The sequence below is a fragment of the Variovorax atrisoli genome (genome assembly GCF_014195185.1).
Lineage (GTDB): Bacteria > Pseudomonadota > Gammaproteobacteria > Burkholderiales > Burkholderiaceae_C > Variovorax > Variovorax atrisoli.
Genome location: NZ_JACIBG010000014.1, coordinates 87,575 through 107,645, shown reverse-complemented (window position 1 = coordinate 107,645; position 20,071 = coordinate 87,575). Strand labels below are relative to the sequence as shown.

Genomic DNA, 20,071 nt, shown 5'->3' with positions numbered 1-20,071 from the left:
GCGCGGGTTCGGGGAGGGTTTGCATCATGGGTTCGGGAGTTGTCCGATGACGCGGAATCGCGCGTCACGCCGGGCTGTGGGCGCTGCCGGCGCATTCGCGGCGCTGGGCGGTTCGCTGTTGGGAGCGGCCTTGCAACTGCAGCAGCCGGTGCTGTGGCCGGCATGGGTCTATGCCGGTTTGCTGTGGGCCGCAACGGCCGGAATGTGTTGGCGGCTGCTGCCGGGAAGGGCGCTCCTGCTCATCGCCCTGGCCTGCGGGGCGATGGCCGGCGCGGGGCTCGCGGGGTGGCGTGCCGTGGCCTATGCCGCAGGCGCACTGGCCCCTGCGCTCGAAGGGCAGGACCTGCGCGTCACGGGGGTCGTGTCCGAGATGCCCCAGCGCAACGAGGCCGGCACGCGCTTCACGCTGGATGTCGAATCCGCCCGTTGGGCCGACGCCGGCGCCCAGGGCCTGCCCGTCGTCCCCGATCGCATCGCGCTCGGCTGGTATGCCGAGGGTTCCAGCCTCTGGAGCCGCGCACCCCGGGCCGTTGCCGACGTCGCCGTGCTCCACGCGGGCGAGCGCTGGAGCCTGACGGTGCGCCTGAAGGCGCCGCACGGCAACCGCAACCCGCATGGCTTCGACGGCGAACTCTGGATGTGGGAGCAAGGCCTGCATGCCAGCGGCCATGTGCGCAGCGGCACGCGCGACGTGGCGCCGGTGCTGGTCGACTCCACCTGGCGCCACCCCATCGAGCGGGCCCGCGAGGCCGTGCGCGATGCGATCTTCGAGCGCGTGCCCGACCGCGCCCGCGCAGGCGTGATCGCGGCCCTCGTCACCGGCGACCAGAACGCCATAGACCGCGCCGGCTGGGACGTGTTCCGTGCCACGGGCGTGGCGCACCTGATGTCGATCTCGGGCCTGCACGTCACGATGTTCGCCTGGCTCGCTGCGCACGTGGTTGGCCTGCTCTGGCGCCACAGCGCAAGGCTGATGCTGAGGCTGCCCGCCCAGCAGGCGGCGCTGGTCGGCGGCGTGCTGCTGGCCGCACTCTATGCGCTCTTCAGCGGCTGGGGTGTGCCGTCGCAGCGCACGGTCTGGATGCTCGCGACGGTCGCGCTGCTGCGTCTCACCGGTCGGCGCTGGCCATGGCCGAACGTGTGGCTGCTGACCGCCGCCGTGGTGGTCGCGCTCGATCCGTGGGCCCTGATGCAGGCTGGCTTCTGGCTGAGCTTCGTCGCGGTGGGCGTGCTCTTCGCGACGGACGCCGGAATGCCGGGCGAGCAGCAGGCCGCCGGGGCCGCTCGGCTGCTGCGCTTCTTCCGCGAGCAATGGACCATCACGCTGGCCATCACGCCGCTGAGCCTGCTGCTGTTCCAGCAGGTGTCGCTGATCGGGCTGGTGGCCAATGCGGTGGCGATTCCCTGGGTGACGCTCGTGATCACGCCGCTGGCGATGCTCGGCGTGGCGGTGCCGCCCCTGTGGGACGCTGCTGCCTGGGCCGTGCATGCGCTCGCGCTCCTGCTGCAATGGCTGGCCGGCCTGCCGCATGCCACGCTGTCGATGGCAGCGCCTCCGCTGTGGATGGCCGCCTGCGGCGTGGGCGGCGGCGTGTTGCTGGCGATGCGGCTGCCGTGGTCGCTGCGCAGCCTTGGCGTTCCTCTGCTCCTGCCGGTGCTGCTGTGGCAGGCGCCCCGGCCTGCGATGGGCGAGTTCGAGTTGCTCGCCGCAGACATCGGCCAGGGCAACGCGGTGCTCGTGCGCACCGCCACACACAGCCTGCTCTACGACGCCGGCCCGCGCTACAGCCTCGAAAGCGACGCGGGCCACCGCGTGCTGGTGCCGTTGCTGCGGGCCTACGGCGAGCGGCTCGACACGCTGGTGGTGAGCCATCGCGATGCCGACCACATCGGCGGCGCGCCCGCGGTGCTCGCGATGCAGCCCGAGGCCGAGCTGCTGAGCTCCATCGAGGCCACGCACCCGCTGCAGGCGATGCGTGCGTCGAAGCGCTGCGAGGCAGGGCAGTCGTGGAGCTGGGACGGCGTGCGCTTCGAGGTGCTGCATCCCTTCGAGAGCGATTACCGCAGCTTCGGCAAGCCCAATGCGGTTTCGTGCGTGCTGCGCGTCGACAACGGACGCGCGGCGGCACTGCTGGCCGGCGATATCGAGCGGCTGCAGGAAGCGGCGCTGGTCGTGCGCACGCCCCAGCTGCTGCATGCCGACGTGCTGCTGGCGCCGCATCACGGGAGCAAGACTTCTTCGGGGGAGGCTTTCCTCGACCAGGTCAGGCCGCGCATCGTGCTCGTGCAGGCGGGGTACCGCAACCGCTTCGGCCATCCGGCCCGGGAGGTGGTCGCGCGCTACCTCGACCGGGGCGTGCGGCTGATCGAGAACACCCGCTGCGGCGCCGCGCATTGGAGCAGCCTGCATCCTGCCGACGTCGTCTGCGAACGGGAGCAGCGCGCCCGGTACTGGCAGCACCGCCTGCCCCCTTCGGAGCCCCCGGGCTCTTGAAACTGTGAATTAATTGTCAAAAGTAGCTTAAAGGTATTCATTTTCACGAATCCAAGCCGAAGAATCCTGCGTTTTACTGGGTAGCTACAACTCGGTAACAAGGGGGCAACATGTACAGACGTCCACGCTTGCAGCGGGGCGTGACCGCAGGGCGGGTTTCATGACGACAGCGGTTCCGGCCATCACCAGCGCGAGCGCCGCGCCCGCGTCGGGCGCCAGGCTCGACATGCACCGCGAAGGCCCGGTGCTCATCCTGACGCTCAGCAACCCGGAGGCGCGCAACGCCATCAATCCCTCGGTCTACCGTGCGGCGGCCAAGGCGATACGCGCCACCGCGGGCTTCCGCACGGTGCGCGCCATCGTGCTGCGCGGCGAGGGCGATCACTTCAGCGGAGGCGGCGACCTGCGGCGGCTGGCCCGCCAGCGAAAGCTGCCGGCCGCCGAGCAGCGCGGCCACATCGACGCGCTGCACGAATGGCTCATGGCGATCGAGGAGGCGCCGCAGCCCGTGATCGCCGCGGTCGAGGGGGCGGCGATGGGCGGCGGCTTCTCGCTGAGCCTGGCCTGCGACCTCATCGTGGCCGCCGAGGACGCGAAGTTCGCGATGTCGTACATCAACGTCGGCCTCTCGCCCGACGGCGGCGGCACCGATTCGCTGGCCCGCGCTCTGCCGCCGCAGGCCGCGCTGGAAATGCTGCTCGACGGCACGCCGTGCACTGCCAGGCGGTTGCATGAGCTGGGCGTGGTCAACAAGGTGGTGCCGCATGGGGAAGCCGGTGCCGCCGCGCTCGCCTGGGCGCAGCAGCTTGCGCGCGGGCCGTTCGAGGTGCAGGCGCGCATCAAGCAGCTCGTGTATGCGGCGCGCGGACGCAGCCGGCGCGAGCAGCTGGAGGCCGAGCGGGAGTCCTTCCTGACGAGCCTCTACAGCGACGAGAGCGGGGAGCGCATCAAGGGATTCCTGTCGCCCCGCAAGAAGCAGGAAGCGAGCGAGGCGGGGAGCGAGGAGGGCTCCGCCGGCTGAGCGAGGAAAGATCATCCGGCCCGTCTCCGGCCTTGGCATCAGGGGTTCTACTGGCCCTGAACTTGCTAAGCTACGAGCTCAAGGAGATTGGTCGTTCCATGCACAAATTTGACGAGATGTACGAGCAGCTTCCCTACGCTGGAGCTGCGATTCGACAGCATTACAAGCGCTACGACCAATGGCTCGCGAAGCAACCCGGTGAGGTGATGCGTTCGCGACGCGAAGAGGCGGAAATGATCTTCCGCCGGGTCGGCATCACCTTCGCGGTGTACGGCGCCAAGGACGAGGACGGCTCCGGCACCGAGCGGCTCATACCGTTCGACCTGCTGCCTCGCATCATTCCCGCCCACGAGTGGGACAGCATGGAAAAAGGGCTGGTGCAGCGCGTGACGGCGCTCAACCGCTTTCTTCACGATGTCTACCATGACCAGGAAATCATCAAGGCCGGCATCATCCCGGCCGAGCAGATCCTGAACAACGCCCAGTTCCGCCCCGAGATGATGGGCGTGAACGTGCCGCACAACGTCTACTCGAACATCTCGGGCATCGACATCGTGCGGGCGCCCGACGCCTCGGGCAACGGCGAGTACTACGTGCTCGAAGACAACCTGCGCGTGCCCAGCGGCGTGAGCTACATGCTCGAGAACCGCAAGATGATGATGCGGCTCTTCCCCGAGCTCTTCAACCAGAACCGCATCGCACCGGTCGCGCACTACCCCGACCTGCTGCTCGAAACGCTTCGCGCCAGCGCGCCGCCGGCCACGGCCGAGCCCACGGTGGTGGTGCTCACGCCGGGCATGTACAACAGCGCCTACTTCGAGCACGCCTTCCTCGCGCAGCAGATGGGCGTGGAGCTGGTCGAGGGGCAGGACCTGTTCGTGAAGGACAACTTCGTCTACATGCGCACCACGCGCGGGCCGAAGCGCGTCGACGTCATCTACCGCCGCGTGGACGACGACTTCCTCGACCCCGAGGTGTTCCGCCCGACCTCGACCCTGGGCTGCGCGGGCCTGATGCGTGCCTACCGCGAAGGCAACGTCGTCATCTGCAATGCGGTGGGCACCGGCGTGGCCGACGACAAGTCGATCTACCCCTACGTGCCGAAGATGGTGGAGTTCTACCTCGGCGAGAAGCCGATCTTGAAGAACGTGCCCACCTACATGTGCCGCAACAAGGACGAGTTGCAGTACACGCTCGACAACATGAAGGACCTGGTCGTCAAGGAAGTGCACGGCGCCGGCGGCTACGGCATGCTGATCGGCCCCGCCGCCACGCAGGCGGAGATCGAGGACTTCAAGAAGGCCGTGATCGCCAAGCCCGACGGCTACATCGCCCAGCCCACGCTGAGCCTGTCGACCTCGCCCACCTTCGTCGACGCCGGCATCGCGCCGCGCCACATCGACCTGCGCCCCTTCGTCCTCTCGGGCAGCGAAGTGCAGATGGTGCCCGGCGGCCTCACGCGCGTGGCGCTCAAGGAAGGCTCGCTGGTGGTGAATTCGTCGCAGGGCGGCGGCACCAAGGACACCTGGATTCTCGAAGCCGACCGTGTGCCCAAGTCCAAGGCTCCCGCACAGTCGCAAAGCCAATCGCAGTAGGAGCACGAACGATGCTGTCCCGCACCGCAGACCACCTCTATTGGATGTCCCGCTACACCGAGCGCGCCGAGAACACGGCGCGCATGCTGGACGTCAACTACCAGACCTCGCTCCTGCCGCAGTCCGCCGAAGTCGCCAAGTACGGCTGGCAGGGCGTGCTCTCCATCAGCGAACTGCTGCCCTGGTACAACCAGAAGTACGACCAGATCGCGCCCAAGGAGGTGATGGAATTCATGGTCAAGGACGAGAGCAACGCTTCGTCCATCGTCTCCTGCCTCAAGGCCGCTCGCGAGAACGCACGTGCCGTGCGCGGCGCGCTCACCACCGAAGCCTGGGAAACGCAGAACACCACCTGGCTCGAAGTCAATCGCATGCTGCGCTCGGGCGACTTCGAGCGCGACCCCGGCCAGTTCTTCGAGTGGGTCAAGTTCCGCTCGCACCTGTCGCGCGGTGTCACGCTGGGCACCATGCTGCAGGACGAGGCCTTCTACTTCTCGCGCCTGGGCACCTTCCTGGAACGTGCGGACAACACAGCGCGCCTGGTCGACGTGAAGTTCCACGCGCTCAACAGCGAGTTTTTCGGCGCCGCCACCGAGGAAGACCAGGAGTACGACTTCTATCACTGGAGCGCGATCCTGCGCAGCGTCTCGGCCTTCGAGGTCTACCGCAAGGTTTACCGCGACGTGATCAAGCCGGAGCGCGTGGCCGAACTGCTCATTCTTCGCGCGGACATGCCGCGCTCGCTGCATGCGAGCCTGGTCGAGGTGGTCAACAACCTTGCGAAGGTTCAGAACGAGCAGAGCGCTGAAACGCAGCGCCGCGCCGGAAAACTTCTGGCCGATCTGCAATATGCGCGTGTCGACGAAATTCTGGCGACGGGGCTGCATGCGTATCTCACGCAATTCCTCGATCGGGTGAATGAGCTGGGGGTTCGGATCAGCCAGGATTTTCTGGTTCCGGCGCATTGATCTTCTAGCGAAATGAGGAAGCATCGTCCTTCTGGCAAAGGCGATGCTTTACCTGTTTCGCTTCAATTTTTGACAATTGTTGACGTTGTGAAATATCAACAATATTTAATCCATAAGAATTAATCTTTCTGATAAGGCTCACCTAAGTCGTTGAAAAGCATGTATTAATTCCTTGAACGCAAGCGCCGCTCTTTCATAATCGCGCCCCGTAGCTTTCATTTCGTCACAGATTTGAATGTGACGTGACAACTATCAGGGAGCGTCAGAACAATGAATCGGCACTTGCACCGCGTGGTCTTCAACGCGGCCAGAGGGATGCGCATGGTGGTCCAGGAAACGGCCGCCAGCACTGGAAAGGGCGCCAGCAGGGCGACGACCGCCGCAGGTGCTGCCGCCCTCGCAGGTGTGCTAATCGCAGGAGCCGCACACGCCCAGATCGTCGGTGCCCCGAACGTCCCCGGCAACCTTCGCCCGACCGTACTGATGGCACCCAATGGCGTGCCGCTGGTCAACATCCAGACGCCTTCCGCCGCGGGCGTCTCGCGCAACGTCTACAACCAGTTCAGCGTCGGTTCGAACGGCGCCATCCTGAACAACAGCCGGGTGAACGTGCAGACCCAGCTTGGTGGGTTCGTTCAGGGCAACCCCAATCTGGCCACGGGCCCGGCGCGCATCATTCTCAACGAGGTCAACGGCGGAACGCCCAGCCAGCTTCGCGGCTACATCGAAGTGGGCGGCCAGCGCGCGGAAGTGATCATCGCGAACCCGGCGGGCATCAGCGTCGACGGCGGCGGCTTCATCAATGCCAGCCGCGCCACGCTTACCACCGGCACGCCGCAGTTCAACGCCGTCGGCGGCCTCGATAGTTTCCTGGTTCGTGGCGGAACCATCACCATCGACGGCGCGGGCCTCGATGCAAGCAAGACCGACTACGCGGCCATTCTTGCGCGTGCTGTGCAGGCCAACGCGAGCATCTGGGCGAGCGAGCTCAAGGTGGTGACCGGCGCGAATCAGATCAGCGCCGACCATGGCCAGATCACGCCCACGGCGGGTACGGGCGCTGCTCCGACCTTTGCGCTCGACGTTGCTGCATTGGGCGGCATGTACGCAAACAAGATCGTCTTGATCGGGAGCGAGGCTGGTCTGGGCGTGCGTAACGCCGGCAATATCGGCGCGGGTGCAGGGGGACTTGTCGTTACTGCGGCAGGCCGCCTCGAGAACATCGGCACGCTGGAAGGCCAACGCGTCGAACTGACCACGCCTGGCGATATCTCGAACCGTGGCGGCACGATCCGCCAGGGCAGCTCGGCGGGCCTGACGATTACCTCGCCGGTCTTGAGCAATACCAGTGGCGGAGTGATCGGTGCTGAGCCAGTGAGCGCCGGTACAAGCGGCGGCGGAACAGCAACCCCGGGGACCTCGACGCCAGGCAGCGGTGGGGGCTCCGCGACGCCATCGACAACGGATACTGGCGGCACCAGCACCGGTGGCGCGTCCACTCCGGCAACGTACACGCCACCCGCACCAGGCGTCATCGCTGCCGGCGGCACCATCTCCAACGACGGCGGCAAGATCTACGCGGGTGGTCCCATCACGCTCAACACGCCGCAGATCAACAATGCAGGCGGCTCGCTCAATGTCGCGGCGATGGCAGTGAGCGGTCCGAACTTCAGCAATGCGGGCGGCACGCTCAACGTCAGCAACAGCTTCAGCGCCAACGTGGGCCAGTTGGACAACAGCGGCGGCACCCTGCGCGCAGGCAGCCTGCAGATCAACACGACCGGCGATCTGCTCAATGTCGACGGCAAGCTCACCAGCGACGGCGATGTCAATCTGACAGTCGGCGGCAATGCCGACAACACGCGCGGCACTTTCTCAGCCACGGGCACATTGACCGCCAACGTCGCCGGAGCGATCCAGAACACCTCGGGCACACTGACGTCGAACCAGAACCTCGGTGTCTCGGGTCAATCCCTGAACAACAGCCAGGGGACCATTTCTTCGGCGAGCGGCAACGTCCAGCTCAACATGGGACAGCAACTCCTGAACACCGCTGGTCGTATCGCCAGCAGCCGGACGCTTGCGATCCAGACTGGCAGCCTCGATGGAGCAGGAGGCAACCTGCAAAGCACCGGTGACATGAGCGTCACGGCCATGCAGGCACTGACCTCCACCGGCACCAACCTCGCAGACGGCAACGCCGTGTTCAAGGGGGCTTCCGTCGATCTTTCAGGCATGCAGACCGGCGCGGCCAACATCACGATCGTGGCGACCCAAGGCAATGTGACCACCAGCGGTGCCACCATTGCTACTTCGAGCCCTTCTGGCACGCTCGCCATCACGGCCAACAGCCAAGCGACCCAGAGCCTCGTCAACAACGCTGGCCAACTCAATGCCGCTCAGTTGCAGATCAACGTCTCGAACATCGCCAACACCAACAGGGGCGAGATCGTGCAGACCGGCACTGGCGCAACTGTCCTTGCCGTCAGTGGCAACATCGACAACTCGAACGGCCGCATCGCTACGAACGGCCAGGATCTGACACTCCAGGCCACATCCATTACGAACAGCAGCGGCAAGATCGATCACGCGGGCGCTGGCACGCTGAACATCGCGGGTGGGAGCTTCAATGGCGCGGGCGGCAAGATCACCGGAAACGGCGCATTGGCCGTCGGCCTCGCTGGTGCGTTCAACCAGGACGCCGGCACCACCTACGCGAAACAGATCGACATCAAGGCTGGCTCACTGAGCAACCAGCGACTTGGCAGCATTGTGCAGGCCGGCCCTGGCAATACGACGCTCGATGTCGGCGGCGCTCTTTCCAACGATGGAGGCACCATCGCCAGCAATGGCGTCATCACGGCTAGCGCGGGCTCGATGACCAACCAGGGTGGGAAGCTGCAAGCAGCCGGCAACTCCGACCTGAGCCTCACCGTCACGAATTCCCTCGACAACTCCGCGGCGGGCCAGATCCTGGCGAGCGGGAATGCCGCCGTCCAGACAGGTAGCTTGAAGAACGACGCAGGCAACCTGACGGCCGTCGGCAACCTGAATGCAACCGTCGCACGTGCGGCAACCAACGCAGGCGGTACGTTGGCCTCCAATGGCAACACCACGATCACTGCCGCCAGCCTGGACAACAGCGCAGGAACGACCGCGGCCGTCAACGGCAATCTGGTTGTGACTACCACAGGCACCACCAACAACACAGGCGGAACATTACAAGCCGGCGGTGCTACGACGTTGAGCAATGGCGGCCTGAGCAGCGCGGGTGGCAAGGTCTTCGGCAGCAGCCTGAGCATCGACACCCATGGGGGAGCGCTGGACAACAGCGCCAAGGGAACCATTGCCGCGAACGCTAGCGTCGACGTGAAGTCCGGGGCGCTGAACAACGACACCGGTCTGATCCAGTCTGGCGCTGCGATGGCCATCGATACCAAAAACCAGGTGCTAACCAACACCAAGGCTGCTGGCTATGCCAATAGCCAGGGCGGTATCACGAGTGCCGACACGCTGACGCTCAACGCGGGTTCCATCAAAAATGACGAAGGCTTCATCAGCGCCAAGGGAGTGTTAAGCGCCACGACAACAGGTGCGCAAGGCTTCTCGAACACTACCGGCGGAAAGGTCATCGGGCAGGCTGCGGTCACTATCAACGCCACCGGCACGAGCTACGACAACGGCGGCGGCGAAACCCAGGCGGTCGGGTCTTTGACGGTCAGTAGCGGCGCGATCCTGAACGCACGTGGCTTGCTGCGCTCCAACGATGCCGCGACCCTGAACGCGGCGAGCGTCGACAACGCCGACACGAGTGGCACGAATCGGGGTATCGAGGGCATGAACGTCGTAGTCAACGCCGGAGGCCTCGGAAACAAGACCGGTGCCATACGAGCTGCGCAGACTCTCTCGGTGACCAGCGGTGGCACCGTTGACAATTCCACGGGCGGTCTTTTGTCGGCGGACGGCATCCTCAAGATCGTCGATCCGAACGCAGGGAATCCGAGCGTCAAGACGCTCAATCTGATGAACACGGGCGGCACCCTGACGGCTACCAACAGGCTCCAGATCGATGCTGCCAAATTCAGCAATGATGGGAGCTTCACGACGGGCAAGGACCTCTCCGTCGCGCTAACGCAGGACGTCGTCAACAACCGAGATATCAGCGTCAGCGGCAATCTGACCTATGGCACCACCGGCAACCTGACCAACAACGCAAAGTTGCTTGCGGGCACTACCCTGACGGTCAATGGGAGCGTCGTCGACAACACTGCCATGGGCGAGATGTCAGGCACGAACACGGTCGTCAACGCGGGCACCCTTAACAACAGAGGATTGATCGACAGCCAGGGCAACACGCAGGTCAACGCTGGAACCCTGAACAACATCGGTACAGGTCGCCTCTACGGCAACACCATCTCCATCGCCACCAACACCCTGCTCAACGACACCGAGACTCAGGGTGGCAGGACGTCCGCCGCGACCATTGCCTCACGCGGCGATCTGGACATCGGGGCGCGCAACCTCACGAACCGTGAACATGCGCTGATCTTCAGTGGCAACGACATGGCCATCGGTGGTGCGCTCGACGCCAGCCGCAAGGCTACCGGTCAGGGCGGCACGCTCGATAACTTGAGTGCTGACATCCAATCCCTGGGCAAGATGTCCATCTCGATGGCCAACGTCAACAACCGAGACGTACATATCCAGCGCGGTGCCCCGATCACCACGCAGAGTGTTCAGAAGGGCATCGAGCCCGCAACTCCCCTTGGCAGCGGCATCGGCCGCACCACGCAGTACAAGCTTGAGGAGGTCAATCTCGATCCGGTCAACGGCTGGGTCTACCGCAAGGACACTGGCGAGTTGGTGGGCATGGGCGGCTACAGCGTCTGGACCAACAACCTCACCACTGTCACTGACACGGCCATCAACGTCGATCCGGCGCATTTGATCTCGGGCGGCAGCATGACTGTCAATGGCCGCCTGTACAACGAGAACAGCCAGGTGTTGGCCGGAGGAACGATCACCGCAACCGCCTACGAAGGCTATCAATTGCCAGGCTCTGTCAATGTATCGGGCTTGGCGAGCGCGGAAAACAATCAGGGCCAAGTGCAGGCCGCCAACGTGCTTTTGGTAGCCGCGCCCCAGAGCATCGGGTTGGGGGCCTACAAGCGCGAGGAGAACCTCAATGCGACCACTGGCTACAACTCAGGTAGCGCAGCCAAAGGGTCCGGTAGTGCGACCGGTGGCGGCGCCAGTGGTGCAACCGGCAGGGCGGGCCCTGGAGTCACTGTAGAGGTGGCGGCCAATGTGGGCATGGTCATTGGTACCAGTGGCACAGGAGCTGGCACAACTGGCGGAGCTAATGCGGGCGGCACCCGGACCGTCCCGGCCGTGGTGCGCACCAGCACGCCGAACCTGAACGTGCCGCAGGCGAGCCTGTTCCGTACACAAGCTGGCGGCAACTACCTGATCGAGACCGACCCACGGTTTGCGAACTACCGGAACTGGCTCAGCAGCGACTATCTGCTCAACAGTTTCGGGTTCGATCCGAACAACATCCTCAAGCGCCTGGGGGACGGCTTCTACGAGCAACAACTCGTCCGCGAGCAGGTCGCCCGACTGACGGGCTATAGGTATCTGGATGGGTTCAGCAACGATGAGGACCAATACACCGCACTGATGAATTCGGGGGTGACCTTTGCGAAGCAGTATGGGTTGCGCCCTGGTGTGGCACTGACTGCGGCGCAGATGGCGCAGCTCACGAGCGACATTGTCTGGCTGGTCGAGCAGACCGTTACCTTGCCAGATGGTTCGACGCAGAGGGTACTTGTACCGCAGGTGTATGTGCGGGCGCTGCCGGGCGACATTGACGGCTCCGGCGCCTTGCTCAGCGCGGACGCCGTGAAGATCAAGGGCACGGGCGATGTGACCAACACCGGCACCATCGCCGGGCGCAGCCTGGTCAAGATCGATGTCGCGAACGTCAACAACCTTGACGGCGGGCGGATTGTGGGTGATGTGGTCAGCATCAATGCGCGAGGCAACATCAACAACATCGGCTCGAGCATCACCGCCAAGAACGCAGCCGTCCTGACCGCTGGCGGGGATATCAATGTGCAGACCACCACGCAGTCGCGGGGTGCGAACAGTGCCGTAGACCGCGTGGCCGGGGTCTACGTCACCAACCCGGGCGGCACGCTGATCGCTTCCGCGGGGCACGACGTGAATCTGATCGGTGCAGCCTTGGTCAGCGCGGGCTCGGTCGGCGTCGGTGCCGGGCATGACGTGAACCTCCGCACCGTGACCGAAGGGCACACGCTCGTGTTCAATGCACCAGGCGCGGCAGGTATTTCTTCGGAAAGCCGGGAGGTCGGCTCCGTCATCCAGGGGCAGGACAACGTGCGTGTGACCGCCGGTCATGATGTCAACGTGCGCGCAGGTGCGGTGCAGAGCGTGGACGGCGCATTGGTCGTCACCGCCACCAACGACATCAATATCACCTCGGGCCAAGCCACAACGAATACCGCCTCGGCCACCCAGAAGTCTTCTAAGAACCTGTTCAGGAAGAGCAGTTCGAGCACAGCAGATACCAGTGCGAAGACAGAAGTTCTTTCCAGCAGCCTGAGCGGCAAGAGTGTCACGCTGGTAGCGGGCAATGACATCGGCCTGCAGGCGGCGCAACTCCACGCCGACGACGCAATGAGCCTGTCCGCGGGCCGGGACATCAAGCTCACGACCGCCAACCAGACCGATCTGGAGCTGCATGCGGCACAAAGCAAGACCAGCGGCACGGCGTTCGGCATGGGCCTGGCCGCCGGCACCTTCATGGGCGATGCCACGGCGGTCGCCATCGCAGGCAACAAGAAGTCCTCTAACCACGCCGACGCGGGCATCTCCACTCAGGCCATCGGCACCACGATCTCGGCTGGCAGCCTGCAAACGGTGAGCGGAAGGGACACCCTGCTGCAGGGCGCAACCGTCGTGGCGGACAACCACATCACCATGATGGCGGGGCACAACCTGACCATCGAGAGCGCGCAGAACCAGCGGATTTCGAGTAGCTACGGCGCCAACAGCAAGTCCGGGATGGTGGGGCAGTGGTACAACCCGGCCATCGGCAATGTCAAGGGCTCGCAAGCCCATGCCGAGATCAGCACGACGCAGCAGGCCAGCCAAGTCGCCAGCCTGCAAGGCAATGTGACCCTGGTGGCGGGCAACGAATACCGCCAGACTGCCAGCAGTATCCTGGCTGCGGGACAGGCCGGCCCGCTGGTCGGCGGCGACGTCAACATCCTCGCCAAGAACGTCGTCATCAACGAGGCCTACAACACCACGCAGTCTGTGACCCTGGACAAGAGTTCCAGCACCATCGTGGGCGGCAGCGCGAACTTCATGGGTGTCGGCACCGATACCCTCAAGGGAGGACACAGCACGATCAAGGCCATGGGCGAGACGGGCGATGGCCGCATGCAGGCCCTGGGTGCCGTCAACCTGGCCCTGAGTGGCAAGCAGGCCTACGACGCCGTGCAGGCCATCGGGGGCACTGGCAGGCTGAGCTACGGCGTGAGCGTGAACGTCAGCCGCAGCACCAGTCAGAGCCAGAGCTTCACGAACATCCGCGAGGCCGTGGGCTCCAGCGTGGTGGGGGCGAACAACGTCAACATCGTCGCCACAGGGGGCGACAAGGGCTCGAACATCCACGCCGTGGGCTCCACCATCGCCGCGGGCAACACGGTCAACCTGGCGGCGGACAACGACGTCACCCTGGAAGCCAGCAAGAACACGAGCGTGACGGTGGGAGAGAACTCCAGCCGTGGCGCCAATGTGGGTGTGACCTTCGGTGCGGGCGCCCAGACCGGCTTCAGCATCCAGTTGGGCGTGCAAAAAGGCCAGGGCAGCAACAACCAGAACGACACCACGTACAACGCCACCCAGGTCTCGGGCGGCAAGGCGGTCAACATCTCCAGTGGCGGCAACCTCACGCTCAAGGGGGCAACGGTTGAAGCCAACCGTGTCGTGGCGGACGTGGGAGGCAAGCTGGACATCGAGAGCCTGCAGGACGTGAGCATTGGCCAGAGCCGGCAGTCCAGCGGCGGTTTCGGCGTGAGTCTGTGCATTCCGCCGATCTGCTACGGCGCAGTCGCCACCGTGAGCGGTAACGCGGCCGGCGCGAAAGCGGACGGGGTCTTCGTCAGTCCGGCCGTGCAGTCGGGCATCAAGGCCGGGGATGGCGGTTTCGATGTGAAGGTCGCGGGCAACACCGACCTGAAGGGCGCGGTGATCGAGAGCACGCAGGCGGCCATCGACGGCAAGAAGAACAGCTTCAGTACGGGCGGTGCGCTCACCATGACCGACTTGCAGAATGTCAGTCAGTCGAGCGGCAGCAGCTATGCGGTCAGCGGTGGGGTGAGCCTGGGCTACACCACGAAGGCCGATTCCGCGCCATCGTGGAATCCCAAGGAAGGACAGTCAGCGATTCCTCCCAGCGGCAGCGCCGGTATCGGCGGCTACAGTGGTTCCAACCAGGCTAACGTCACCAAGTCGGGAATCTCGGGCATCGCGGGCGATCAGAGTGTGCGAACGGGCGACAGCAGCAGCGCCGGCACGTTAGTCAAGGATTGGAACACCCAGACCATCGTCAAGGACGTGCGGGCGCAGGCGCAGCTCACGCAGCAGTTCAACCAGAACGCATCGCGCGAGATCGGGACGTATGCAGACAAGAAGTACAACGAGCTGAAGAACTCTGACCCGTCGGAGGCGGCGAAGTGGGCCGAAGGTGGGGAGTACCGGGTTGCTTTGCATACAGCGGCGGGCGCGCTTGCCGGTGGCATAGGGGGGGCGCTCGGCGCAGGTGCGAGTGCGGCTCTGATGCCAAGGATCGGATCGGCCATCAACGGCATGGGGCTAGCAACGCCAGTTGCCCAAGCATTGGGGGCCGTTACGGCTGCAGCAATCGGTGGGCTTGTCGGCGGAGATACCGGAACATCCAGCGCCTATTCCGTCGACATCAACAATCGACAACTGCATCCGACGGAGACGGAGGCTATTCATCGATATGCACTCCAACTGGCGCAGAACGATGCAAAAGATGAAAGAGGGAACACACTAACTGCCAATGAGTGGGAGCAACGTTTGGGGCGGCAAGCCTTGGCCGAAAGTGATTCGGCGTTCACAGGTTACGGTAATGACAGAGTCGCACAGCAGTACCTGGGCGAACTTCGGCGCGAATTGGGCACCACCTTTGTTGACGGGCAGGGGCGCACTCAGCAGTATTTTCAAGCGCGGAACGAGGCAGAGTTCACTAACCATGCGATCAATTCGGGCCTGCTCAGTGAAAGCAAATTCCTATATGACAACCTTGCTGCTCCGGGCGTCAGGCCCGGGACTACAGCGTATCTGTACGCACTGCAAGCAGCGGCAACTGACATTGGCAACCTAAAGAAGGAGCCTGATGGCGTTAAGCAGGGTCTTTTTACCGCGCTGAAGGAAGAGTACATCGCGAGCGGCAAGATGGTTACGGCGAAACTCATCCGCTCCGATCCGGGTGCCGTCGGGCGACTAGAGAATCAAATGCAGGGCTTGGGGAGCACCATCTTGCGTATGGTGGTCGATCAGGGTACGGAATTTCTGAGCTCAGAAGACCAGCGGTGGTACAAGGAAAACATTCAAAACCACGCAATGGCTGCTATAGGCGGCGTGGGCTGGGGCCTTGGAAAGATGGTGGCTAGCAGTGGAGGCGGGCGTGTCGCGATGTTGAAGCAGGCGATTAATGAGGCTGGTGCTGTGGCTGCAGCGAAACGAACAGAGATATCAGAGGTCAATGCGGCCTTGATCGGAATCAATGCGAATCGGGACGCTCCATTGGTCCCTCATGTGGTTTCAACCTCGGGTATGAAGCCGCACGAGGTACTTCAAATGGAAAGGTTAACCCAAGATGTTGGTGGCTACTTTGTTGGAGCGCCCAAACTGACCCCTGGCCAAGAGGTGAACGGACGGAGGTCTGCCGGTTCTGACTACCCTGCTATTGACGGTTGGTATGTTTCACAGAATCAAAGCAAGGCCGTGCCGATTAGTCTTAAGGAAACCTCATCCGCGTCCCCTTCGTACCTCTTGACACAGACAAGGAAGATCAATGAAGTCGGGGCCGATTTTTCAGTGAAAGATGTAACTTTGTACGCTGATGCACCAAATATGAGTGCGGCGAAGTTGATGGATTTTGCCCGTGGAGGGCCTTTGGCGGGGAACGCACTGAATACCGGCGTAGTAAATACCATCGTCGTAAAAACAGCGGAGGGGTATGTGACTATTGAAAGCGGTCGCGCAAGGATGGGCTTGCCAGATTGGTGGAAAAAATGAGGTTTGACTTTTCAACTAGAAGCTTCGAATTCATTGAGATTGACGTCGATGAATTACTGGAGAAGACGAAATCAAACTTGCTTTTCCTATTGAAACAAAATTCTCTTCCTTTTGATTTGGAGATCGTGACGAGAAATGAAAAAGGAGAATTTCAGAAGATTAAAAAAATTAATTTGGATCGACAGAATGTGTACTCCTATCTCTTGAAATGCGACCAAATACATGTTGATGGGGGGGCTTTGAGTTATCGCCTTAATGAATATTGGGAATTGGACTCTGAGAAGCCTTATTTTGAGTTTTCGACACTTGACATCAAAGAGAATGCTGAGTCGTCGAAAGGGGTTGTTGCAATATCATTGGTTTTGGCTGCGGCAACAATACTTCATTCAAGCGAAATTTGGGATGTGAATGAAGTGCTTTTTCAAGGGCTAAAAGAAGGCTGCCTTGAAATCGAGAGGGTGCTGACTCTTGCCGTTGATGAGGGGGATGAATATTTCAAATCGCTGAAAAAATTTTACGATAAAACTTTAATTGGAAAAAATTTGTGAGTCGATGAATGCTTCTTTGGGGATTTGAGTGTTTTGGGGTTGAAGATTTGGTCTCATTATATTAATAGATTGCTGTGAGGGGGTGAAATGAGAAAATCAAGTGGGCGCACGTTTTGCGTCGTGGTTGGGCAATGCCTATCGGTGATTGCGCTTGCCGGTTGCGCTTACTCGCAGATCAATCCGGAGGCGGCAGCGGCAGACGTGCGTGCCAATACTGGCTATAACGAGTTGAAGCACGTCGAGTCTGGCACCGCCAAGCTTGTTATGCGCACCTTCGGTAATTCGGCCAATGCTCAGTTTGCTGTGAGTACCGTCGAAACGCCTTGTCAGGGTTTTCAGCATTTGGGCGCTGCCGCCTATACGGGCAATGGCATTGTTTACCCATGGATCGCGAGTGCCTTGCGCGCTGGCACTCGTGCCAGTCCTTATCTGGTTCATGAGGCGAAGCCTGGACAGCCGATTCAGGTCCGTAGCACGGGCAGTTGGAGCACGGGCGGCGGGAACGTCAACTACCGTACCGGCAGTTGCGGCCCCGTGACAGTGAGTTTTAGGCCCGCGGAGAACCACGCGTACACCGTCGAGTTCGTCTGGGGGGAAAAGATGTCCTGCCGCCTCGCGGTCATGGATGCGACCGATCCCGACGCACCTCGGCCGGTTGAGGTTCGGAGTATCCCGAGTTGTCCCGCCGCTTCTCGCTAGATCTTGGCTTGCTTGAAACTATGAAACCATCACAAACATTTCCTCGCAGCATTGTTTTCGCTGCAGTCTTGGCCGCTGCATTCTTCGTGGCCGGTTGCGCTACCAAGCTTGCCCCGCCGATCACTGGCTACACCTGCTGCAACCTGCGTCCTGACTACGGCTGGGTTTCGAGCACCAACACGCTGGGCGGTGCCATCGTGCCGGCCGGCGAGCCCGTAGTGATCGATACCATGAAGCGCGATAAATACGCTTACGGCACGATTGGCGGCGATTACGTCTCTCTGCGAGATGACACAGCTCGTAGCAAGGAAGACATGCAGCGTTGGATGCGCCAGATCGTTGTTCCGACAGACCCCAAGCTGACGCTTGCGAGCTGGAGTTCCGACGTACAGAAAGCCGTCTATTCGGCCAAAGTCGTCGCCGGCATGACGAAGCCTCAGGTGCTGATGTCGCTGAGCTATCCGTCGCGCAGCGACACCAAGGACCTGAACGGCAACACCTGGCGGTACTGGACGACCCAGGAAGATGAGCCGGTGGACATCCTCTTCGGTGGCGACGGCACCGTGAGCGGTTTCTCCGGTAAGCCGTCCGCTGTCCGCGCGGTCGAGTTCAAGCGCTGATCATGATTCGTCCCGTTGGCGCGCATCGGCGCGCGAGCATGGCCGTGGCCGCAGCCTTTGCCGCGTCCCCTCTGATGGCATTGGCTCAGCAATCGCCTGCGACACCACAACCCTTCGTCGAACAGCAGCGCCAGCAAGAGCGCGAACGTGCCTTGCGCGAACAGAACGAGCGCACCATTGATCAACGCCCGCAGGCCACACCGGCCGCGCCTGCGCAGCGTATTCCCGAATCCGAGTCCCCGTGCTTCCGCATCAGTCGTGTGCTGCTGGTCGGCGAGCAGTCCGAATCCTTCCAATGGGCCGTCGCCGATTTGTCCGGTCTCGAGGGCAATGATTCACCCGTGGGCCGCTGTTTGGGCACGGCGGGTGTCAACGTAGTCCTTGCACGTGCACAGCAGACCGTGATTGCTCGCGGCTTCGTTACCACCCGCGTGCTGGCTGCACCGCAAGACCTGTCCACCGGAACGCTGACCCTCTCGCTAGTGTCCGGTCGAATCGCCGCCATTCGGACGACGCCTGATTCTTCATCTATGTTGCTCGGCAGTTCTGCCTTGCTGGCCACAGCCATTCCTGCACGTCCAGGCGACCTGCTGAACCTGCGCGACATCGAACAAGGCCTAGAAAACCTCAAGCGTTCCCCCACTGCCGAAGCCGACATCCAGATCGAACCCTCGACAGCAGCAAACGCCAAACCCGGCGACAGCGACCTCGTCGTCAAGTACGTCCAACCCAAAAAGTGGCGCGTCACCCTCAGCCTCGACGACAGCGGCACCGAAGCCACCGGCCGCTACCAGGCCGGCGCCACGCTGTCCCTGGACAACCCCTTCGGCCTGAACGACCTGTTCTACGTCAGCGCCAACCACAACATCAACAACCACCTCTTCGGCGATCCGGCCAAGGGCACCGAAGGCCAGACCGTTCACTACTCGCTGCCGTATGGCTACTGGCTGCTGGGCCTCACGGCCTCCAACAGCCAGTACCACCAGAGCGTGGCCGGCCTGAACCAGGACTACGTCTACGCCGGCAAGTCCAACAACGCCGAGGTCAAGCTCTCGCGCCTCGTCTACCGCGACCAGAGCCGCAAGACGAGCGTGGCGATCAAGGGCTGGCGTCGCGAGTCGCGCAACTTCGTGGATGACACCGAGGTCGAGGTACAGCACCGGGTGGTCGGCGGCTGGGAGCTCAGCCTCAATCACAAGGAGTACATCGGCGAGGCGACGCTCGAAGGGACGCTGGCCTATAAGCGCGGCACCGGCGGCTTCGGCTCGCGCACAGCGCCGGAAGAAGAATTCGGCGAGGGCACGTCGCGACTGAAGCTCTACACCGCCGACATCAGCCTCAACGCGCCGTTCAGACTCGGCGAGCAGAAGATGCGCTATTCCGGCTTGATCCGCGCCCAGTGGAACCGCACACCGCTGACGCCTCAAGACCGCTTCGCCATCGGCGGCCGCTATACGGTGCGCGGCTTCGACGGCGAGACGAGCCTGATGGGCGAGCGCGGCTGGCTCATCCGCAATGACATCGGATGGGCGGTTGGGCAAAGCGGGGCTGAGTTGTACGTCGGTGCCGACTATGGTCGTGTCAGTGGCCGTTCGACGATCGACCTGCTCGGTCGCAGCCTGGCCGGCGCAGTCATCGGCGTGCGCGGCCAGTGGAGCAAGCTGAGCTACGACTTCTTCGTTGGCGCGCCGATCAGCAAGCCAGAGGGCTATCGCACTGCGAAGGTCGCGCTGGGCTTCAATCTCAACGCAAGCTTCTAGTCAACTACTA

At 62.8% G+C, this 20,071-nt stretch carries 8 protein-coding genes; all 8 read left to right on the top strand.

Annotated features, from left to right (window positions below; genetic code table 11):
- Positions 1-46 precede the first annotated feature (46 nt).
- The 8 genes from FHY06_RS32970 to FHY06_RS32935 all read left to right on the top strand — a co-directional run bounded on the left by FHY06_RS32970 (position 47) and on the right by FHY06_RS32935 (position 20,061).
- Positions 47-2,494, top strand: coding sequence for a DNA internalization-related competence protein ComEC/Rec2 (locus FHY06_RS32970; protein WP_184607518.1), 2,448 nt, complete (start codon positions 47-49; stop codon positions 2,492-2,494).
- Between the two features lie 160 nt (positions 2,495-2,654).
- Positions 2,655-3,515, top strand: coding sequence for an oxepin-CoA hydrolase, alternative type (locus tag FHY06_RS32965; RefSeq protein WP_019656030.1), 861 nt, complete (start codon positions 2,655-2,657; stop codon positions 3,513-3,515).
- A gap of 98 nt (positions 3,516-3,613) precedes the next feature.
- Positions 3,614-5,110 (top strand): circularly permuted type 2 ATP-grasp protein, encoded by a 1,497-nt coding sequence (locus FHY06_RS32960; RefSeq protein ID WP_019656031.1) that lies wholly within the window; start codon positions 3,614-3,616, stop codon positions 5,108-5,110.
- A gap of 11 nt (positions 5,111-5,121) precedes the next feature.
- Positions 5,122-6,078 carry an alpha-E domain-containing protein gene (locus FHY06_RS32955; RefSeq protein WP_019656032.1) on the top strand — a complete coding sequence of 319 codons (957 nt, stop codon included), beginning with the start codon at positions 5,122-5,124 and terminating at the stop codon, positions 6,076-6,078.
- Positions 6,079-6,348: 270 nt separating this feature from the next.
- A complete protein-coding gene (locus FHY06_RS32950; RefSeq protein ID WP_184607517.1) occupies positions 6,349-16,434 on the top strand; it encodes a hemagglutinin repeat-containing protein in 10,086 nt (3,361 codons plus the stop codon).
- Positions 16,431-16,982 carry a hypothetical protein gene (locus tag FHY06_RS32945; protein WP_184607516.1) on the top strand — a complete coding sequence of 184 codons (552 nt, stop codon included), beginning with the start codon at positions 16,431-16,433 and terminating at the stop codon, positions 16,980-16,982. The genes FHY06_RS32950 and FHY06_RS32945 overlap by 4 nt, the downstream gene beginning before the upstream one ends.
- A gap of 677 nt (positions 16,983-17,659) precedes the next feature.
- On the top strand, positions 17,660-18,301 hold the full coding sequence (locus FHY06_RS32940; RefSeq protein ID WP_184607515.1) for a hypothetical protein: 642 nt from the start codon (positions 17,660-17,662) through the stop codon (positions 18,299-18,301).
- Between the two features lie 38 nt (positions 18,302-18,339).
- Positions 18,340-20,061 carry a ShlB/FhaC/HecB family hemolysin secretion/activation protein gene (locus FHY06_RS32935; RefSeq protein ID WP_184607533.1) on the top strand — a complete coding sequence of 574 codons (1,722 nt, stop codon included), beginning with the start codon at positions 18,340-18,342 and terminating at the stop codon, positions 20,059-20,061.
- Positions 20,062-20,071: the final 10 nt, after the last annotated feature.